Below are 17,697 nucleotides of genomic sequence, written 5' to 3'. Positions count from 1 at the left end.
TAAGTTGATCCTTTTGGTCTTGTTTTCCGGTCGTTCCTGCGGCTATACCCCGGCCGCATATACTCACGCACCGGGATTTTCATCGTGACCTGCCTCAAATCACTTCTGGCCGCCTGCGGCCTCTCCGCCCTGATCGGCCTTGCCGCAGCCCCGTCGTTCGCCGGTTCGACGACATACCCGCTGACGCTCGAAAATTGCGGCGCTGAAGTGACCTTCAAGAAGGCGCCCGAGCGGGCGATCGGCCTTGGCCAGAACAGCGCGGAAATCCTGCTGCTGCTCGGCCTCCAGGACAAGATGGTCGGCACCGCCTTCTGGCCGAGCAAGGTGCTGCCGCAGCTTGCCGAAGCCAATGCCAAGGTCAAGCTCCTCACCGTCGAAATGCCGACCTTCGAATCCATGCTCGCCGAAAATCCCGATTTCGTGGCCGTGGCTTTGCCGAGCCTCGTCGGCCCGAACAGCAAGATCGCCAAGCGCGAAGATTTCGACAAGGTTGGCGTTTCCACCTATCTCTCGCCGAGCACCTGCCTCAGCACCAAGGATGTCAAGGACCAGTACGGCAGCCGCGGCGAGCTGTGGAACATGGATCTCCTCTACAGGGAGATCGACGAACTCTCGCAGATTTTCGACGTCGCAGATCGCGGCCAGGCGCTGATTGCCGACTTCAAGGCGCGTGAAGCCAAGCTTCGCGGCAGCGTTGCCAAGGACGGCCAGAACCTGTCCTACGTCTTCTGGTTCTCCAGCCCCAGCCCGTCGGCCGACGCTTATGTCGGCGGCAAGAACAGCGCCTCCGGCTTCATCGCCGACCTGCTTGGCGGACATAATGCGATCACCGCGGATGCGGAATGGCCGACCGTCGGCTGGGAAGGCATCATCGCCTCCAACCCCGACGTCATCGTCGTCGCCAGCCTCGACCGCAACCGCTGGGAGCTCGACAAGCCCGAGGCCAAGATCAACTTCCTGAACACCGATCCGGCCGTCAGCCAGATCCCGGCCGTCAAGAACAAGGCGCTCGTCGTGATGGACGGCCAGGCGATGAACCCGACCATTCGCACGATCTACGGCGCCGAGCAGGTTGCCGAGCAGCTGAAGGCCCTCGGTCTGCTGAAGTGACCGAGGCGGGGCGTCTCTTCCGGCAGCTGGGAGCACTCACCGCGCTGCTTCTGGCTTCCCTCTGCCTCATCGCTGTCGCCATCGGCGTCAGCGTCGGGATCGGCGACCTGCCGATCCCGCTCGCAACCACGTTTTCGGCCGTCACCAACCGGCTGGGCTGGACCGCGGTCGAGCTCAACCGCATCCACGAGACTGTCATCTGGGATTATCGCCTGAGCCGGGCGCTCGTCGCCGCCTTCTGCGGCGCGGGGCTGGCGCTGTCGGGCGCCGTCATGCAGTCGCTGCTGCGCAACCCGCTGGCCGAGCCCTATGTGCTCGGCATCTCCGCCGGCGCCTCCACCGGCGCGGTCGCGATCGTCATCCTGGGCCTCGGCGCCGGCGCGGTGTCGCTCTCGGCAGGCGCCTTTGCCGGTGCTTTCGCGGCCTTCTTCTTCGTGGCGCTGCTGTCGAACGGCACGCGCGGCGGCGCGGACCGCACCATCCTTGCCGGTGTCGCCGCATCGCAGCTCTTCAACGCTTCCACCTCCTATATCGTCACCACCTCGGCCAATGCGCAGCAGGCGCGTGACGTCATGTTCTGGCTGCTCGGCAGCTTCAGCGGCGTGCGCTGGCCGGAATTCGCGCTGGTCTCGATCGTCGTCGGCTTCGGCCTCGCCGCCTGTCTGCTCTTTGCCCGCGTGCTCGACGCCTTCGCGTTCGGCGATGAAGCGGCATCCTCGCTCGGCGTCAATGTCAGCCGCGCCAGAATGGCGCTCTTCGCGCTCACCGCCATGATGACGGCCACCATCGTCAGCATGGTCGGCTCGATCGGCTTCGTCGGCCTCGTCGTGCCGCATGTCGCCCGCTTCGTCGTCGGGCCGCTCCATATCCGTCTGCTGCCGGCCTGCGCCATCGCAGGAGCGATCTTCATGGTGCTCGCCGACATCGCCGCGCGCGCCCTCATTCCCGGCCAGATCCTACCGATCGGCGTCGTCACGGCGCTGGTCGGCGTTCCCTTCTTCTCGATCATCCTCTACCGGTTCCAGCGCGCGTCATGAGCATCAAGGCCGACAACCTCACCTGGAAAATTGGCAGGAAGACCATTCTGGACGGCGTTTCCATGGCGGCGCAGCCCGGCCGGATGCTCGGCCTGCTCGGGCCGAACGGCTCGGGCAAGACGTCGCTGCTCAGGCTTCTCGCCGGTCTGAAGAGGCCGCATTCCGGCCGCGTCACGCTCGACCGCAGCGATATCGGCAAGATCAGCCGCCGCTCGATCGCCCGGCGCATCGCCTTCGTCGAGCAGCACGCGACGACCAACGCCAATCTCAAGGTCGTCGACGTCGTCAAGCTCGGCCGCTTCCCGCACCGGTCGATGTTCTCCGGCTGGACGAGAGCCGACGAAGAGGCGGTCGAGGCCGCACTGGCGCGCGCCGGCATGGCGGAAAAGCGCGACGAGCGCTGGCAGAGCCTCTCGGGCGGCGAAAAACAGCGCACCCACATCGCCAGGGCGCTCGCCCAGTCGCCGCAGGAGCTGATCCTCGACGAACCGACAAATCATCTCGACATTCAGCACCAGATCGGCCTGATGCGGCTCGTCTCCGGCCTGCCGATCACCAGCATCGTTGCCCTGCACGATCTCAACCATGCCGCCATGTTCTGCGATGAGTTGATCATCATGCAGCGGGGCAGGATCGTCGCCTCCGGCACACCTGAAGACGTGCTGAGCGAGAAGCTGCTGCGCGAGGTCTTCTCGATCGAGGCGCGCGTCGAAGCCTCGCCCTATCACTCCCGCCCGCACATCCACTATCTCAAGTGAGAGCGGCTAGAACAGGATTCAGATTTTAGGCCCGATTGGCCTAAAATCTGAATCCTGTTCTCAATTAAAGAGTTAGAGCATGATGTCGTCCGAAAACCACTCACACTTTTCGGCATCATGCTCTAGTCCACGCAGGTCGACTTTGCCGCGTCCAGGCGAACGTTCTGCACGAATGCCTGGAGTGCTGGCCACATTTCCCAATAGTAACGATTCAGCGCTGGATCAACATGGTCGAGAACGGGGCGAGGCTGGCCCAGAATCGCGGCCATATCGATTTCAAACGCGCTCATGTCGCCGAACGGTCGCTTGAAATTGACCACGGGCGCGGGATAGCCTTCACCGGCGACGGTCGAGATGATCCGACTGTCCGGCCACTCGAAGCTCAGGTGGTGCAGGAGTTGGAGATGCTGGCGGGTGAATTGAAAATAGCCATCTGGCTCAAGGCGCGGCATTTCTGCCAGATATGAATTAATCCGTGCGCCCGGCAATCCAGCGAGATCGTTCCGAAGCCGGCGTTGCATCGTCGCATTATCGAGATGGTCGAGGTGATATTGTCCGTCCGCTAGCCCGCAATTTGCAAGAGCCCAAGTCAGCAGTGTCGAGACCTCGCGGTGAAATCGGGCGATGACAATTCGATCGCTCGTGCCGATGATCGGGCCGAGGTCAGCGGCCAGATCGTCGCTGCCATATGGAGCGAGTGGATTGACAACAGGCCCCCCGCTTTCGATCGAGGTGCTCCACGCAAACTGCAGTTTCCGCAATGCCTCGATGTGCTGAGGTGTGATGGTCAGCGCGGGGTCTTCCGGATCGGCGTAGATCTGATGCTCGGCGTGCCACTGCCAAGCGATCCAGGCCGGCAAGGAAAGCACAGCCACGATCAGAGCGAGCCCCAAAAGCCGCCACCCGAATACCATTTGAGAGTTCTCCCGGTATCAATACGCAGAGATCATTATTTCTTGGCTATCGGGTCTTGGTAGGCTTTGGCAAGTTCGGTAAGCGTGTCTCTCTGTTTGCTGCGGCAGCTTCCATGTGCTGACACGCTCACGTCACGATTTGCAGCGGCAGAGCGGTGGTCTTCTTGATCGTCTTGAGCACGATGCTCGATTTGATCGAGGCCAGATTGTCGGTGACGCGGATCATTCTTTCGAGAAACTGGCTGAGATGGTCGAGGTCGCGCGTCATGACCTTCATCAGAAAGTCGGCGTCGCCGGTCTGCGAATAGCACTCCAGGATCTCCGGCGCGGTCTCGATGAAGCGATGCAGCCGCTCGTTTCCGCCCTCGGTATGCGCTCGGAGGCTGACAAGCGTATGCGCGACGACGGTAAAGCCCAGTTTCACCGGGTTGAGGATGGCGACGACGCTCTGGATATATTGCTCTTTGCGCAGCCTTTCCAAACGGCGGGCGCATTGGGTCGCCGAGAGATTGACCTTCTGAGAGAGTTCGCTCTGCGTCAGTTCGCTGTTCTGCTGGAGGGCGGCAAGCAATTTGATATCGAACTGGTCGAGCATTGACGCCCTCTCATATAAGGGGAATTTCTGCGCAATATAGCCTTTGCGCGCCGATTGTCTGCATCGATTCACCTCCGAAAGGAGATAATCGCAGAAATTCGTCATGAAAGTTCCGTTAATCTCCGGCCAATGACACAAAAGCGGAGGTGGAGCTCGTGTTTGAGGAACTGAAGAACCGGCCGGCCGACAGCCTGCTTGCACTCATCAAGGCCTTTCAGGCCGACGAGCGCTCCGGAAAGATCGACCTCGGCGTCGGCGTTTATCGCGACGCCATGGGACGCACGCCCGTCATGCGTGCCGTCAAGGCGGCGGAGCAGCTTCTTCTCGAAACCCAGGACAGCAAGAAATATCTCGGCCCCGAAGGCGATCTGCAATTCGTCCGCCTGCTTGAGCCGATTATCTTCGGAAACTCGCCGAAATTCGCCCAACGCCTCGTCGGCATTCAGACGCCGGGCGGAAGCGGCGCGCTCCGCCTCGGCGCGGAGCTCATCCAAACGGCAAACCCATCGGCGAAGGTTCTCCTGGGGACGCCGAGCTGGCCCAACCATGCGCCGATCTTCTCTTCGGCGCGCCTGACCGTGAAGGAATATGCCTTCGTCGACCTTACGTTACAGCAGGTGAAATTCGAAAGCGTGGTGGAAGCCTTGTCTTCCGCCAACGAGGGCGACGTCGTGCTGCTTCATGGTTGCTGCCACAATCCCACGGGCATCGATTTCACCATGGAGCAGTGGCGAGAGATTGCCGATCTCCTCGTTGCGCACAGGCTCGTGCCCTTCATCGATCTCGCCTATCAGGGGCTCGGCGACGGTCTCGAACAGGATGCCGCGCCGGCACGCATGATCCTCGATGCGGTCGACGAGGCGCTGATCGCCTATTCCTGCGACAAGAACTTCGGCCTCTATCGCGAGCGCGTCGGCGCGCTCTACGTCGTGGCCCGCAATGCCGATGACGTCACGAAGGCCGAAAGCAACATGGCGGCGCTTGCCCGCGTCAACTGGTCCATGCCGCCAGACCATGGCGCGGCTGTCGTCAGGGTCATTCTCGAAAGCCCCGAAATGACGGCAATGTGGCGTGCGGAGCTCGAAGAAATGTGCGAGCGCGTCAACGGCAATCGCGCGGCACTGGCCGCCGCCTCTCCCGATCTCGCCTTCATCAGCCGGCAACGCGGCCTGTTCTCCAATCTCTCCATGCGTAGGGAAACGGCGGTCGCGCTCAGGGCAAACCACGGCATCTACATGGCCGATTCCGGCCGCATGAACCTTGCCGGCATGCAGCCCGCCGATGCCGGCGCCATCGTCGCGGCGCTCCGGGCCGAAGGCTGCCTGAAATCATAACCAATCGCATTCTTGGAGCTTTCGAATGAGCAGGAAAGAAACGACCGGCCAGGCGATCACCCGTTCGCTTGTCGCCCACGGGATCGACACGGTCTTCGGCATCCCCGGCGCCCATATGTATGATTTCAACGACGCCCTTTATGACGCCGGCGACAAGATCCGGTTCATTCACACCCGGCATGAACAGGGTGCGGGCTACATGGCCTATGGCTATGCCAAATCCACCGGCCGGATCGGCGCCTATACCGTCGTGCCAGGTCCCGGTGTTCTCAATTCGGGTGCGGCCCTCTGCACCGCTTACGGCGCCAATGCGCCCGTACTCTGCGTCACCGGCAACATCATGTCGCACCTGATCGGGCGCGGCAGAGGGCAATTGCACGAACTGCCGGATCAGCTCGCGACGATGCGCGGGATTACCAAGACGTCGGAGCGCATCAACCACCAGTCCGAGGCCGGGTCCATCATGGCCGAGGTCGTCGCCAAGATGCTCTCCGGCCGCCAGGGCCCAGGAGCGGTCGAAGCGCCGTGGGACGTGTTCGGACAAGCCGGCCCTGAAATCGACGTTCCCGTAGCAACGCGCGCGCCTCATCCGGCGGTCAATCCCGATCAGATCGCCGCCGCGGCGGCGCTGATATCAGGCGCCAGCAATCCGATGATCATGGTCGGCGGCGGCGCGGCGGATGCCGGTGCGGAGATTGCCGCGCTGGCGGAACTGCTGCAGGCGCCCGTCACTTCGCATCGCTCCGGCAAGGGCATCGTCGCCGACGACCACCCGAACTACCTGAATTTCGTCGCCGCCTATGAATATTGGAAGAAGGTCGACGTGCTGATCGGGGTCGGCAGCCGGCTCGAATTGCAGTACATGCGCTGGAAATGGCTGCCAAAGGGGCTGAAGATCATCCGCATCGATGTCGATCCGACCGAGATGGTGCGCCTCAAGCCTGATATCGGTATCGTCGCGGATGCAAGCGATGGGACGCAAGCTCTGATCGATGCCCTCACGGGCACGCGTCGCGAGGACCGCACGAGCGAATTTGCCGAGTTCAACAGGGAGGCCAAGTCTCGCTTCTCGGCGGTGCAGCCGCAACTCGCCTATCTCGACGCCATTCGCGAAGCCTTGCCGAGGGACGGTTTCTTCGTCGAGGAGGTCAGTCAGATGGGCTTCACCGCCCGGTTTGGATTTCCCGTCTATGGCCCTCGTCAATATGTAACCTGCGGTTACCAGGATAATCTCGGTTTCGGCTTCAACACCGCCCTGGGTGTGAAAGTCGCCCATCCTGATAAAGCCGTTATCTCGGTTTCAGGGGATGGCGGCTTCATGTTCGGTGTTCAAGAACTTGCCACCGCCGTCCAGCACAAGATCAATGTCGTCGCCATCGTCTTCAACAACTCCGCCTACGGCAATGTGCTGCGCGATCAGAAGCAGACCTATAAAGGCCGTTATCTCGGCTCGGATCTCACCAATCCCGATTTCGTCGCCCTGGGCGAGAGCTTCGGCATCCGATCCTTCAAGGCGACGAGCCCCGGCGAATTGAGGGAGGTATTGGAGAAAGCGCTTGCTCTCGATGAACCTGTCCTCATCGAGGTTCCTGTCGAAAAGGGCTCCGAGGCGAGCCCCTGGCCTTTCATTCATCCGGCTCCGCACGCGGAATGACCGGAAGGACGTGAAGCCCTATCAAGGTGACTTGAGAAAAACCGTCGCCAGCGGCGGCAGCATCAGCGAGAGCGAATGCTGCCTGCCGTGGGCGGGTATGGGTTCGCTCGGCACTGCGCCATTGACGAGACCGGAGCCGCCATATTCGCGCGCATCCGTCGTCATCCGTTCGATCCACACGCCGTCCCGCGGCACGCCGATCCGGTAGCCGTAACGCGGCACCGGCGTGAAGTTCGAGACGACGAGGACGGAGGACGAGCGCTCCGGAGCATAACGCAGCATGCCGAGAACGGAATTGACGCTGTCGTTCGCCGCCGCCCATTCGAAGCCCTCGGAATGGAAATCGCCGAACTGCAAGGCCGGCTCTTCTCCGTAAAAACCGTTCAAATCCTTGACCAGCCGCTGAAGCCCGGCATGCGCCGGCCGGTCCAGCACATCCCAGCTGATTGAGGCGTCATGGTTCCACTCGCCGGGCTGGGCGATCTCGCCGCCCATGAACATCAGCTTCTTGCCGGGATGGCCCCACATGAAGGCGAGGTAGCTGCGCAGATTGGCGAATTTCTGCCACTCGTCGCCCGGCATCTTGCCGAGCAGCGAGCCCTTTCCGTAAACGACCTCGTCATGCGAAATCGGCAGGATGAAGCGCTCGGAATAGGCATAGATCATCCCGAAGGTCATCGTGCCGTGGTGATAGCTCCGGTAGACGGGATCTTTCTCGATGTAGCTCAGGCTGTCATGCATCCAGCCCATGTTCCACTTCATGTCGAAGCCCAGGCCTCCCTCTTCCGGCGGCTTCGTCACCCCGGGCCAGGCCGTCGATTCCTCGGCGATCGTCATGGCATGCGGGCAGCGCTCGTGAATGATGCTGTTCAGGTGCTTGAAGAATTCCACCGCTTCGAGATTTTCGCGCCCGCCATATTGATTGGGAATCCATTCCCCCTCGTTGCGGCTGTAGTCGCGGTAGAGCATCGAGGCGACGGCGTCGACGCGCAATCCGTCGATGTGGTAGCGTTCGAGCCATTCGAGCGCGCTGGCGATCAGGAAGCCCTTCACCTCGTTGCGGCCGAGATTGTAGATCAGCGTGTTCCAATCGCGGTGAAAGCCCTCGCGCGGATCCTCATGCTCGTAAAGCGCCGTGCCGTCGAAGCGGGCGAGCCCCCAGACATCCGTGGGGAAATGGGCCGGCACCCAGTCGAGGATGACGCCGATCCCGGCGCCGTGGCAGCGGTCGATGAAATAGGCGAAATCCTCAGGCGTGCCGTAACGGCCGGTCGGAGCGAAGAGGCCGAGCGGCTGATAGCCCCAGGAGCCGCCGAAGGGATGCTCCATGATCGGCAGCAACTCGATATGGGTAAACCCCATCGCACGAACATAAGGAACGAGCCGCTGGCTGAGTTCGGCCCAGTCGAGCGACCGCCCGCCATTCTCCCGCAGCCAGGAACCGGCATGCACCTCGTAGACGGAGATCGGACCCTCCAGTCTTTCCTGTCGCGAGCGCCCCTTCATCCAATTGTCATCAGTCCATCGAAACCGTGTCGACGATGCGACGATCGATGCGGTGGACGGGGCAGCTTCGCTCGCTCTCGCCACCGGGTCGGCCTTCTGCGGCAGGCAATTGCCATGCGCGTCAATGATTTCGAATTTGTATCTCTCGCCGGGCGCGAGCCGAGGCACGAACAGTTCCCAGACGCCGGCCGACTGCCGCAGCCGCATCGGGTTTCGCCGCCCGTCCCAGGCGTTGAAATCGCCGACGACAGAGACGCGGCGGGCATTCGGCGCCCAGACGGCGAAACGAACCCCAGCCACCTCGTCGACCGACATCTCCACCGCGCCGAGCGTCCGGCTCAGGCTGTAGTGGGTGCCCTCGGATATCAGGTGGAGATCGAGTTCCCCGAGCAGAAGCCCAAAGCTGTAGGGGTCCTCGGTGATCTGTTCGCCATCCGGCCATGTGATCCGCAACCGGTAGGGCATCCTCGAACCCACCGCCGCCGCAAACAGGCCGGAGGGATGAGCGATGCTGAAAGGCGCCACCACCCTGCCGCTCGCCGCTTCGATGAGGTCGACGCCTTCGGCGCCCGGCAAATAGACGCGCATGATCGTCATGCCGCCGCTCTCATGCGGACCGAGGATCGAGAAGGGATCGCCGTGGCGGCCTTCGATCAGGGCCCAGAGCGCATCGTGCCCGATGCCTGCGAGAAGTTCCGAGCGTTCGACATTCATGCCGTTACCCCCGCCAAGCGCGATACGATTTCGGTTAGGCCGGCAAGCGGGATCGGCAGCCACTTCGGCCTGATGCGGGCTTCATAGGCGACTTCGTAAGCGGCCTTTTCGAGAAGAAAGGCATCGAGAACCCTCCGACGCTGTTCCGTCGGCATGGCGAGCGCCTTCGATGCGGAGGCCGCCTGCCAATAGGCATCGAGAAAGGCCTTCTCGGCATGGCGCCCGAAACGGGCGATGGCGTCGCGGCGCACCTCGTTTTCGTGTTCGGTGACCGCGTCATTGTCGAGCTGGGCGGTGGCGACGAGGTAGCTGAGCGACCTCAGAAGCCCGGCGACATCTCGCAACGGAACCGTCTTCGCCCGGCGTTCGGCGAGATTTTTCGCGGGCTCGCCTTCGAAGTCGATGATGACGGCATCGCCCTCGCTGACCAGGATCTGGCCGAGATGGAAGTCGCCATGCGTGCGCGTCATCAGCGTGCTGCGGGCGCTCTCCGCCAGCCTCGCGCCAAGTTCGACGAGCTCGGAACGGCGCTCCAGAAGCGGGCGGGCGAGAAGATCGATCGCGGGATCGGCATTTTCCTCGCGTTCCGCCAGTTTCGACATGGCATAGGCGACTTCGCCCGCCACCGCCTTCCTGATCGCCTCCACCTCATCGTCGCCGGCGACGACGGGACTGAAAGCCTCGTCGGCATTTTCCCCGGAGAGGACGACATGCAATTCGCCGAGCCTCATGCCGACCATGGCGACGAAGCTGATCAGCGGCTGGAAGACGTCGTCGCCGGGCTCGACCGCCGGGTCGGCCAGCACGAGTTCGTCGGCGCCGCGGCGCAGATTGTTGAGCATCCAGTTCCAGGCGTCGCCCTGGTTGCGGATCGCGCCCTGGACGATGATCAGGGTCGAGCGGCGCCCGCTGGAATCGGTGTGCGCGACCTCGCCGAGCAACGGAGCGGTGTGGTCGTAACCCGCGCAGGTCAGAAACCGCGTCATCTCGACCTCAGGATGGACACCCGGGAAAATGTGCCGGATCAGCTTGATCATCGCGGTATCGCCGACGATCAGCGAACTGTTGGATTGCTCGGCCGAAAGCCAATGAACCGGCATGTCGTCGGTCACATCAAGACGGTCGAGCCGCTCGGTGCCGAGAAATTCGAGGGTGCCGGTGCGCCCGGTGATGCGCGAGCGGTCGGCCAGCCCGCGCAGGATGCCGCGCGCCATCGCCTCCACAGCAAACCCATCCGTGAGGAAACCGACCCGCCTGCCCTGGCGAACCCGTCCGAGCGCAAGCTGCTGGGTCAGCGCCGACGGCTGGGCATCGTCCCAGGCGACCGCCAGCGGCAGCTGGTAGGCTTCGCTGTGATCCGGCAGCTCCACCTCCAGTTCGCCGAGAACGATCCCGTCGGCATAAGGGATCGGCGTCGCCGAGATCAGCCGCGCGGCCTGAAGCGGCTGGTCCTTCGCGCCGAACCAGCGCCGCTTGGCGAGGTAAGCAGGCAGAATTTCGTTGCTGAGGACGCGTCCGAGGCGCGGCTCGTCGACGAGATCGAGCAGGCCGCGGCGAATGACCATCGTCACGAGATCGGGCAATTGTTCGGGCGGCGCGGTGCGCCATGCCGGCGGATCGGCATCGGCCTCCAGCTGGAACCAGAAGAAGCCGTAGGGCGGCAGCGTCAGCAGATAGGTCAGCTGGCCGATCGGCGGAAAGGGCGACATGCCGGTCAGTTCGATAGGCACGCGGCCCTCGAAGGCCGAGAGGTCAAGCTCGACCGCCTGCGGCAGCCGCGAGAGGTTCGCGACGCACATCAGCGTCTCGCCCTCATATTCCCTGAGATAGGCAAGGATTTTCCGGTTCTCTGGCGAGAGAAACCGTAGCGAGCCGCGCCCGAAGGCCGGATGCCGCCCACGCAGCGCCAGCATCTTGCGTGTCCAGTTGAGCAGCGAATGCGCGTCGGTGCTCTGCGCCTCGACGTTGACGGCCTCGAAACCGTAGAGCGGATCGCCGATCAGCGGCAGGACGAGACGCGCCGGGTCCGTCCGGGAAAAGCCGCCATTGCGGTCGGGCGACCATTGCATCGGCGTCCGCACCCCGTCTCGGTCGCCGAGATAGATGTTGTCGCCCATGCCGATCTCGTCGCCGTAATAGATCACAGGCGTTCCCGGCATCGAGAGCAGAAGCGCGTTCATCAGCTCGATGCGCCGGCGGTCGCGCTCCATCAGCGGCGCGAGACGCCGCCTGATGCCGAGATTGATGCGGGCGCGCTTATCGGAGGCATAGGTCTCCCAGAGATAATCCCGCTCGGCATCCGTCACCATTTCGAGCGTCAGCTCGTCGTGATTGCGCAGGAAGATCGCCCATTGGCAATTCTCGGGGATTTCTGGCGTCTGGCGCAGGATATCGGTGATCGGAAACCGATCCTCCTTGGCGATCGCCATGTACATGCGCGGCATCAGCGGGAAGTGGAAAGCCATATGGCACTCGTCACCCTCGCCGAAATATTCGCGCGTGTCCTCCGGCCATTGATTGGCCTCGGCCAGCAGCATGACGCCGGGGTGGGTGGCGTCTAGCGCGGCGCGGATGCGCTTGAGGATCGCATGGGTTTCCGGCAGGTTCTCGTTGATCGTGCCCTCGCGCTCGACGAGGTAAGGGATCGCGTCGAGGCGGAAGCCGTCAATGCCGGTTTCCAGCCAGAAGCGCATCACCTTCAGCAGTTCCTCCATGACGAGCGGGCTGTCGAAATTGAGATCCGGCTGGTGGGAATAGAAGCGGTGCCAGTAGTAGGCACCGGCGACGGCATCCCATGTCCAGTTGGATTTTTCCGTATCAAGGAAGATGATGCGGGTTTCCGGGAATTTCTGGTCGCTGTCCGACCAGACGTAGAAGTCGCGCTCGGGCGATCCCGCGGGCGCCTGGCGCGCGCGCTGGAACCAGGGATGCTGGTCGGAGGTGTGGTTGATGACGAGCTCGATGATGACGCGGATATTGCGCTGGTGGGCTGCGTCGACGAAAGCGCGGAAATCCTCCACGGTCCCGTAATCCGGGCTGACATTGCCGTAATCGGCGATGTCGTAACCATCGTCGCGGCGCGGTGAGGGAAAGAACGGCAAAAGCCAGATGGCATTGACGCCGAGTGCGGTGATGTGATCGAGCTTGTCGTGCAGGCCGGCAAAATCGCCGACGCCGTCGCCATTGGCGTCGTAGAACGACTTGATGTGCAGCTGGTAGATGATCGCATCCTTGTACCAGAGCGGCTGCTCGGTGTTGCCGGGATTCATCGTGTCCATTCATGCCTCCGCTGCGCGAACGCGCCAGATCGCAAAGGGCAGGATCTGAGGATTGAAGCTCACTCTCTGCCGTTTGCCGTTCCACCTGAACCGATGCCCCGTGACCAAATCCTCGGCGTCGAGCCCGCCGCCGTCGCCGAGCGACCACTTCCAGAGCGGCAGCTCGACATCGCTTTCCTGAAAATTATGGGGGTCGAGGCTGATCGCGATCAGCAAAACATTGTCGCGGGCGCGGCTCGCCTTTTCGAAGAACAGGATGTTTTCATTCCAGGCATTCAGCAGCGTCAGTCCGAGATGCGAATGCAGCGCCGGATTTTCGTTGCGAATGCGGTTCAGCATCCTGATTTCGGCGATGATGTTGCCTGGCCTGTCGTAATCCCAGGCACGGATCTCGTATTTCTCGCTGTCGGCATATTCCTTGCGCTTGGCATCGGGGCGCCCCTCGCAAAGTTCGAAACCGTTATAGACGCCCCAAAGGCCCGACAAGGTGGCGGCCAAAGCCGCGCGGATCAGGAAGGCCGGGCGCGGCGCGTTCTGGAGAAAATCCGGATTGATGTCATGGGTGTTGACGAAGAAATGCGGGCGGAAGAATTCCTTCGGCGCCGTCTGCGTCAGCTCCCGCATATATTGCTCGAGTTCCCACTTGGCATTGCGCCAGGTGAAGTAGGTGTAGGACTGGGAGAAGCCGATCTTCGCCAGCCGGTACATGACTTTCGGCTTGGTGAAGGCTTCCGACAGGAAGACGACGTCGGGATGGCGCGCCCGGATATCGCCGATCAGCCATTCCCAGAATGGGAAGGGCTTTGTGTGCGGATTGTCGACGCGAAACAGCTTGACGCCCTGGTCGACCCACAGTTGGACGATATCCCGGAGCTCCACCCATAGAGAGGGCAGCGCGTCCTTCGTGTAGAAATCGACATTGACGATGTCCTCGTATTTCTTCGGCGGGTTCTCGGCATATTTGATCGTGCCGTCGGGCCTCCAGTCGAACCAGCCGGGATGCTCCGTCAGCCAGGGATGGTCCGGTGAAGCCTGGATCGCAAGGTCGAGCGCGATCTCCAGCCCATGCCGGCCTGCCTCCTCGACCAGCCGGCCGAAATCCTCGAAATCGCCGAGCTCGGGATGGATGGCATCATGGCCGCCCTCCTCGGAGCCGATGGCATAGGGGCTGCCGGGATCGTCAGGCGCGGCCTTGAGGCTGTTGTTGCGCCCCTTTCGGTTGGTCGAACCGATCGGATGGATGGGCGGGAAATAGAGCACGTCGAAACCCATGTCGCGAATGGCGCGCAATCTTGGGATGACGTCGTCGAAGGTGCCGTGCCGGTTCGGGTCGCCGCTCTGCGAGCGCGGGAAGATCTGATACCAACTGGCGAAGGCTGCCGATTTGCGTTCTGAATCGACGGCGCTCGTCGTGGAGCGAAGCCGGAACGGCCGCCTGTCGGCCCGGTTCATCAGCTCGGAAGTCTGGGGATCGAGCAGGATCGCCGTGCGTTCGGAATCGGAGGCGTTTTCGAGACTGCCGATGAGAGCCTGCAAATCGGCGCCGAGTGCTGCCGGCGCTTCAGCCTTCGCGGCGCGAACGAGGTTCAAGCCCTCCTGAAGCTCCAGCTTCAGGTCCAGCCTCGCATCGTTCTTCTTGGTCAGCTCGTAACGGAAGATCGCGAAGGCGTTCTTCCACGCCTCGACCGCGAATTCGTAGCGCCCGACGCGTTCCAGCAGGAATTCAGCGCGCCAGCGGTCGTTCTCGCCCAGTTGCATCTCAGTCTCGTTCCACTCCGCCATGGCATCGTGCGGCTTCCAGAGCAGGACGGCGGCGATCGGATCGTGGCCGTCGGCGAATATGTCGGCCTCGACGGTGACGGTCTCGCCGACGACGCGCTTGACAGGGAAGCGTCCGTCATCGACCCGCGGCGTGATGTTTTCGATGGCAAGCCGCGGCGAGGCTGTCGCCTGTTCGACGTCAAGGGCGGGCCGCGATGTGATCGGCTCCGGCGCCTTGCCTTCGATGATCCGCATCTCCCCTGGCCGCAGGCGCAGGACCGCGCCATCGGCCGTGACAGGGAGATAACCGGAAACAGCCTCGCGAAGCGCCGTCACCGGCGCGGGCGCACTTCGCCTGAGATCGCGGTTGAGCAGAATGAAGCGCACGTCCGATGCACTGCGCAGATCCTGTGCCTCGGATTGCACCAGCGCTGAAACCGGCCCGCTGGCGTTTCGGATCAGGCGAAGCGATGGAGCGCGTGCACGGCCGGCCTTGGCGATCTCGGTATTGGCGAGGCGTATCTCGGAGGAAATATCGAAGGCGAGATCATGGCGCAGCTTCCGCAAGCCAGAGCCGTCCCCATGCGTGGGATCGAGCGGGGTAGCCGCACCGTATTCGAAACCCATGGGAACCATGAGGCCGCCGCCAAGCGAGGCCGCGAGCCGCAGCGCCCTGACGGCGCGCCGCTCGAGGATTTCGCGGCTCTCGGTCCCGTGCGCGATCCGCCTTGCGAAGGGCGGCTCGGGAAAGGCGACCTGCCAGCCGAGCGGCTCCTGAACGTTATGCTCCTCGAGGAACCATCTCTCGTCGAGATCCCACCAGGCCATCGATGAGAAACATCCTGTAAAACCCGCATCCGCGATCGCTCGCCTCACCGCAAAATCGGTGCCGGGCGTCCATGCGAGGAATTGCGTGTCAGCCTTCTCACGGACCGCCGTGATCAGCGATTTGAAAAACGCCGGCGCTACGCGATCGATCCCGAGCACCCGATAGCCGGAGAGGCCGAAACCGGAGAACCGCCGCAGCCGTTCAGTCCATTCCGCCAGCAGCTGCGATTGCCGCTCCGCTCCCATCATGGTCATCGGCTCCGCCGGGTCGAGCGGCGAGCGCCGGGGATCGACGGGACGAAAGCCCGCTTGCGGGTCTCGGGCCTTCCCGTCGAGCATCAGGTCTATCATCAAGCCGACGCCGCTCGTGCCGGCAGCCTCCACGAGGCGCGACAGCCCCTCCTCGACCGCGCTTCCCAGTTGCAATTCGGGGTCGAGGCGATCGAAATCCCGGGACGTAAAAATGCTGCAATCCCCACCCCGGTCGAAGAGCGGCGCCGTCAGCACATGGTCGAAGCCGGTATCCGCCGCATGATCGAAAACCTCGCGCCATGCATCGATGCCTTGGAGAAGTAGCGGATTGACATAATAGATACGGGGTGGGGTACTGAACGCACCCTGCTTCGCAGAGAGTAACATCGGCCGCCGCCTCGAGTTGCTTTTCAGGCAAACTTCCTTTGGCGGAGGTTGTTCCACTCAACCCGTCAATTCACGGCTGCATGAGGCATCGTAAGGCGAGATGGGAGACGACATCATCAGACGGGTCGGCCCCGCTCAACGAGAGAAGGAAGGCCTCACATTTGCCGATAGAGATATTGCCGCCATGCGTTAAAAGACCCTCTGACTGTTTCCGATCCGGAAATTATCGAGCGGTTGAAAGCCCATCAATGCTTCGATCAATAATTTTCATCACCGCCCTCACGGCTTGCATACCGTGCCTCGCCTCCTGGAGCATCGAGACCGACCGCTCGACACCGGATAAACATGGCCTGTTCGAAATCCGCGAGGAGGCCAGGCGCTTCATCGCGCAGGAGAACGCCAAGGGGCGCGAGCGCTGGGACGTGCTGGAGCCCAATGCGAAAGTGTTCGTCCCCCGATGCGCTGTCCCGCTCCAGGCAGAATGGACGCCGAAGAGCCTCGGCCGCTCGAAGCCCAGCGTGATGGTGATCTGCCCGGCAGCCGTACCGAATACGGTGATGAAGCGGTGGGATGTGTTCGTGCCGGTAAAGCAGAAATCGGGCAGCCCGTAAAAGGCAGGTATCCGAACGAAACCTGATGTAGTGGATGAAGTCGCTGCGAGTGCAATGGAGGCAACCGGACATGAACCCAGCGGTAGAATTGTGCTCCTATCCCGGGCTCGACGAGCGCATCGTCATCGTCCGGGCGGGAGACGAAGTGGACGCCATGTTTGTCCGGACCGAGAGGTTCAACGTCCTGATCGATACGCTCGGTACCCCCGAATTATGCCGGATGGCGCTCGATCTGCTTGAGGAAAGAGCCGAGGCCCGTCCGCTGATCGTCGTCAATTCGCATATGGATTGGGATCACTTCTGGGGAAATGCAGCCATTGCAGGGCGTGCTCCCATTATCGCGCATGCCGCCGCACTCGACCGCCTGCGCGATGCCTCCACGCAACAGGTCCTGAAGGACAAGGCGAGCCAGGAAGCGCGGTTTCGCAATGTCGAACTCATCGGCCCGGACATCACCTTCTCCGGCTCGATGGTTCTGAATGGCGGCGATCTGACGCTCGAACTCATTCATACGCCGGGACATACGCCCGATCATATCGCCGTCTGGATTCCAGAACTCCGCATTTGCCTCGCCGTCGATGCAGTGGAGTCGCCCATTCCCGAAGTCTGGAGCAGAAGCGCCGGTGATCTTCGCCTGATCCGCTCCTCGCTCACGCGGATTCGTGACCTCGATGCGAGACTGGTCATCCCCGCGCACGGCAGGACGTCTTCGCCTTCCGCGGTGGACGGGAACCTCACCTACTTCGAAGCCCTGGCCGATCGCGTCGGTACGTTGAGCGATCGCCGGCTGGCCGACCCGCAACTCGGCGATATAGAGGGTTTGCGGCTCGAAGACTTCGTCGCCATTCCCGTGGGGATGCCTTCGGACACGGCGGCGTTCTACCGCAGCTGCCATGAAACGAACCTCGGCGCTACGGTTCAGGCGCATATCGAAAAACTGAAATCCGCGTAGGAGACC

12 protein-coding genes are annotated in these 17,697 nt (G+C 62.5%); 7 read left to right on the top strand and 5 right to left on the bottom strand.

Annotation, left to right across the window (positions count from 1 at the left end):
• Nucleotides 1-84 precede the first annotated feature (84 nt).
• Genes ATY78_RS20815 through ATY78_RS20805 form a run of 3 tightly spaced genes read left to right on the top strand, consistent with a single transcriptional unit; the run spans nt 85 to nt 2,905 of the window.
• Nucleotides 85-1,110 carry an ABC transporter substrate-binding protein gene (locus tag ATY78_RS20815; RefSeq protein ID WP_088684192.1) on the top strand — a complete coding sequence of 342 codons (1,026 nt, stop codon included), beginning with the start codon at nt 85-87 and terminating at the stop codon, nt 1,108-1,110.
• Nucleotides 1,107-2,147 carry an iron ABC transporter permease gene (locus ATY78_RS20810; RefSeq protein WP_088684191.1) on the top strand — a complete coding sequence of 347 codons (1,041 nt, stop codon included), beginning with the start codon at nt 1,107-1,109 and terminating at the stop codon, nt 2,145-2,147. The genes ATY78_RS20815 and ATY78_RS20810 overlap by 4 nt, the downstream gene beginning before the upstream one ends.
• On the top strand, nt 2,144-2,905 hold the full coding sequence (locus tag ATY78_RS20805) for an ABC transporter ATP-binding protein (RefSeq protein WP_088684190.1): 762 nt from the start codon (nt 2,144-2,146) through the stop codon (nt 2,903-2,905). The genes ATY78_RS20810 and ATY78_RS20805 overlap by 4 nt, the downstream gene beginning before the upstream one ends.
• A gap of 122 nt (nt 2,906-3,027) precedes the next feature.
• Here the strand turns inward: ATY78_RS20805 and ATY78_RS20800 are convergent, their stop codons facing one another.
• Both ATY78_RS20800 and ATY78_RS20795 read right to left on the bottom strand, forming a co-directional pair.
• Nucleotides 3,028-3,819: a hypothetical protein gene (locus tag ATY78_RS20800; RefSeq protein ID WP_088684189.1), complete on the bottom strand. Its 792-nt coding sequence runs from the start codon at nt 3,817-3,819 to the stop codon at nt 3,028-3,030.
• Between the two features lie 127 nt (nt 3,820-3,946).
• On the bottom strand, nt 3,947-4,414 hold the full coding sequence (locus ATY78_RS20795; RefSeq protein WP_088684289.1) for an Lrp/AsnC family transcriptional regulator: 468 nt from the start codon (nt 4,412-4,414) through the stop codon (nt 3,947-3,949).
• Between the two features lie 155 nt (nt 4,415-4,569).
• Between ATY78_RS20795 and ATY78_RS20790 the strand changes: the two genes are divergently transcribed.
• Nucleotides 4,570-5,748, top strand: a complete 1,179-nt coding sequence (locus tag ATY78_RS20790; RefSeq protein ID WP_088684188.1) for an amino acid aminotransferase — start codon at nt 4,570-4,572, stop codon at nt 5,746-5,748.
• A gap of 25 nt (nt 5,749-5,773) precedes the next feature.
• Nucleotides 5,774-7,402, top strand: coding sequence for a thiamine pyrophosphate-dependent enzyme (locus tag ATY78_RS20785; RefSeq protein ID WP_088684187.1), 1,629 nt, complete (start codon nt 5,774-5,776; stop codon nt 7,400-7,402).
• Nucleotides 7,403-7,423: 21 nt separating this feature from the next.
• Here the strand turns inward: ATY78_RS20785 and glgB are convergent, their stop codons facing one another.
• The 3 genes from glgB to ATY78_RS20770 are packed head-to-tail and all read right to left on the bottom strand — an operon-like array spanning nt 7,424 to nt 16,128.
• Nucleotides 7,424-9,622 (bottom strand): 1,4-alpha-glucan branching protein GlgB, encoded by a 2,199-nt coding sequence (gene glgB / locus ATY78_RS20780; protein ID WP_088684186.1) that lies wholly within the window; start codon nt 9,620-9,622, stop codon nt 7,424-7,426.
• The gene (gene treS, locus ATY78_RS20775) at nt 9,619-12,900 is read right to left on the bottom strand and encodes a maltose alpha-D-glucosyltransferase (RefSeq protein WP_088684185.1); all 3,282 of its coding nucleotides are present in this window, start codon (nt 12,898-12,900) and stop codon (nt 9,619-9,621) included. Before treS ends, glgB begins: the two co-directional genes overlap by 4 nt.
• Nucleotides 12,901-16,128: an alpha-1,4-glucan--maltose-1-phosphate maltosyltransferase gene (locus ATY78_RS20770; RefSeq protein ID WP_088684184.1), complete on the bottom strand. Its 3,228-nt coding sequence runs from the start codon at nt 16,126-16,128 to the stop codon at nt 12,901-12,903.
• A gap of 248 nt (nt 16,129-16,376) precedes the next feature.
• On the opposite strand from ATY78_RS20770, the gene ATY78_RS20765 reads away from it, so the two are divergent.
• Complete coding sequence (locus ATY78_RS20765; protein WP_088684183.1) at nt 16,377-16,739, top strand: hypothetical protein; 363 nt, start codon at nt 16,377-16,379, stop codon at nt 16,737-16,739.
• A gap of 70 nt (nt 16,740-16,809) precedes the next feature.
• Nucleotides 16,810-17,691: an MBL fold metallo-hydrolase gene (locus tag ATY78_RS20760; RefSeq protein ID WP_088684182.1), complete on the top strand. Its 882-nt coding sequence runs from the start codon at nt 16,810-16,812 to the stop codon at nt 17,689-17,691.
• The last annotated feature ends 6 nt before the right edge of the window (nt 17,692-17,697 follow it).

Source organism: Rhizobium sp. R635 (genome assembly GCF_002211285.1).
Lineage (GTDB): Bacteria > Pseudomonadota > Alphaproteobacteria > Rhizobiales > Rhizobiaceae > Rhizobium.
Note: the sequence above shows the minus strand (reverse complement) of the source record. Positions and strands in the feature narration are given on the sequence as shown.

Coding starts and splice junctions, on each gene's coding strand:
- ATY78_RS20805 (WP_088684190.1), top strand. CDS start 2,144: ATGAGCATCAAGGCCGACAACCTCACCTGGAAAATTGGCAGGAAGACC.
- ATY78_RS20800 (WP_088684189.1), bottom strand. CDS start 3,819: ATGGTATTCGGGTGGCGGCTTTTGGGGCTCGCTCTGATCGTGGCTGTG.
- ATY78_RS20795 (WP_088684289.1), bottom strand. CDS start 4,414: ATGCTCGACCAGTTCGATATCAAATTGCTTGCCGCCCTCCAGCAGAAC.
- ATY78_RS20785 (WP_088684187.1), top strand. CDS start 5,774: ATGAGCAGGAAAGAAACGACCGGCCAGGCGATCACCCGTTCGCTTGTC.
- glgB (WP_088684186.1), bottom strand. CDS start 9,622: ATGAATGTCGAACGCTCGGAACTTCTCGCAGGCATCGGGCACGATGCG.
- treS (WP_088684185.1), bottom strand. CDS start 12,900: ATGGACACGATGAATCCCGGCAACACCGAGCAGCCGCTCTGGTACAAG.
- ATY78_RS20770 (WP_088684184.1), bottom strand. CDS start 16,128: ATGTTACTCTCTGCGAAGCAGGGTGCGTTCAGTACCCCACCCCGTATC.
- ATY78_RS20765 (WP_088684183.1), top strand. CDS start 16,377: ATGCTTCGATCAATAATTTTCATCACCGCCCTCACGGCTTGCATACCG.
- ATY78_RS20760 (WP_088684182.1), top strand. CDS start 16,810: ATGAACCCAGCGGTAGAATTGTGCTCCTATCCCGGGCTCGACGAGCGC.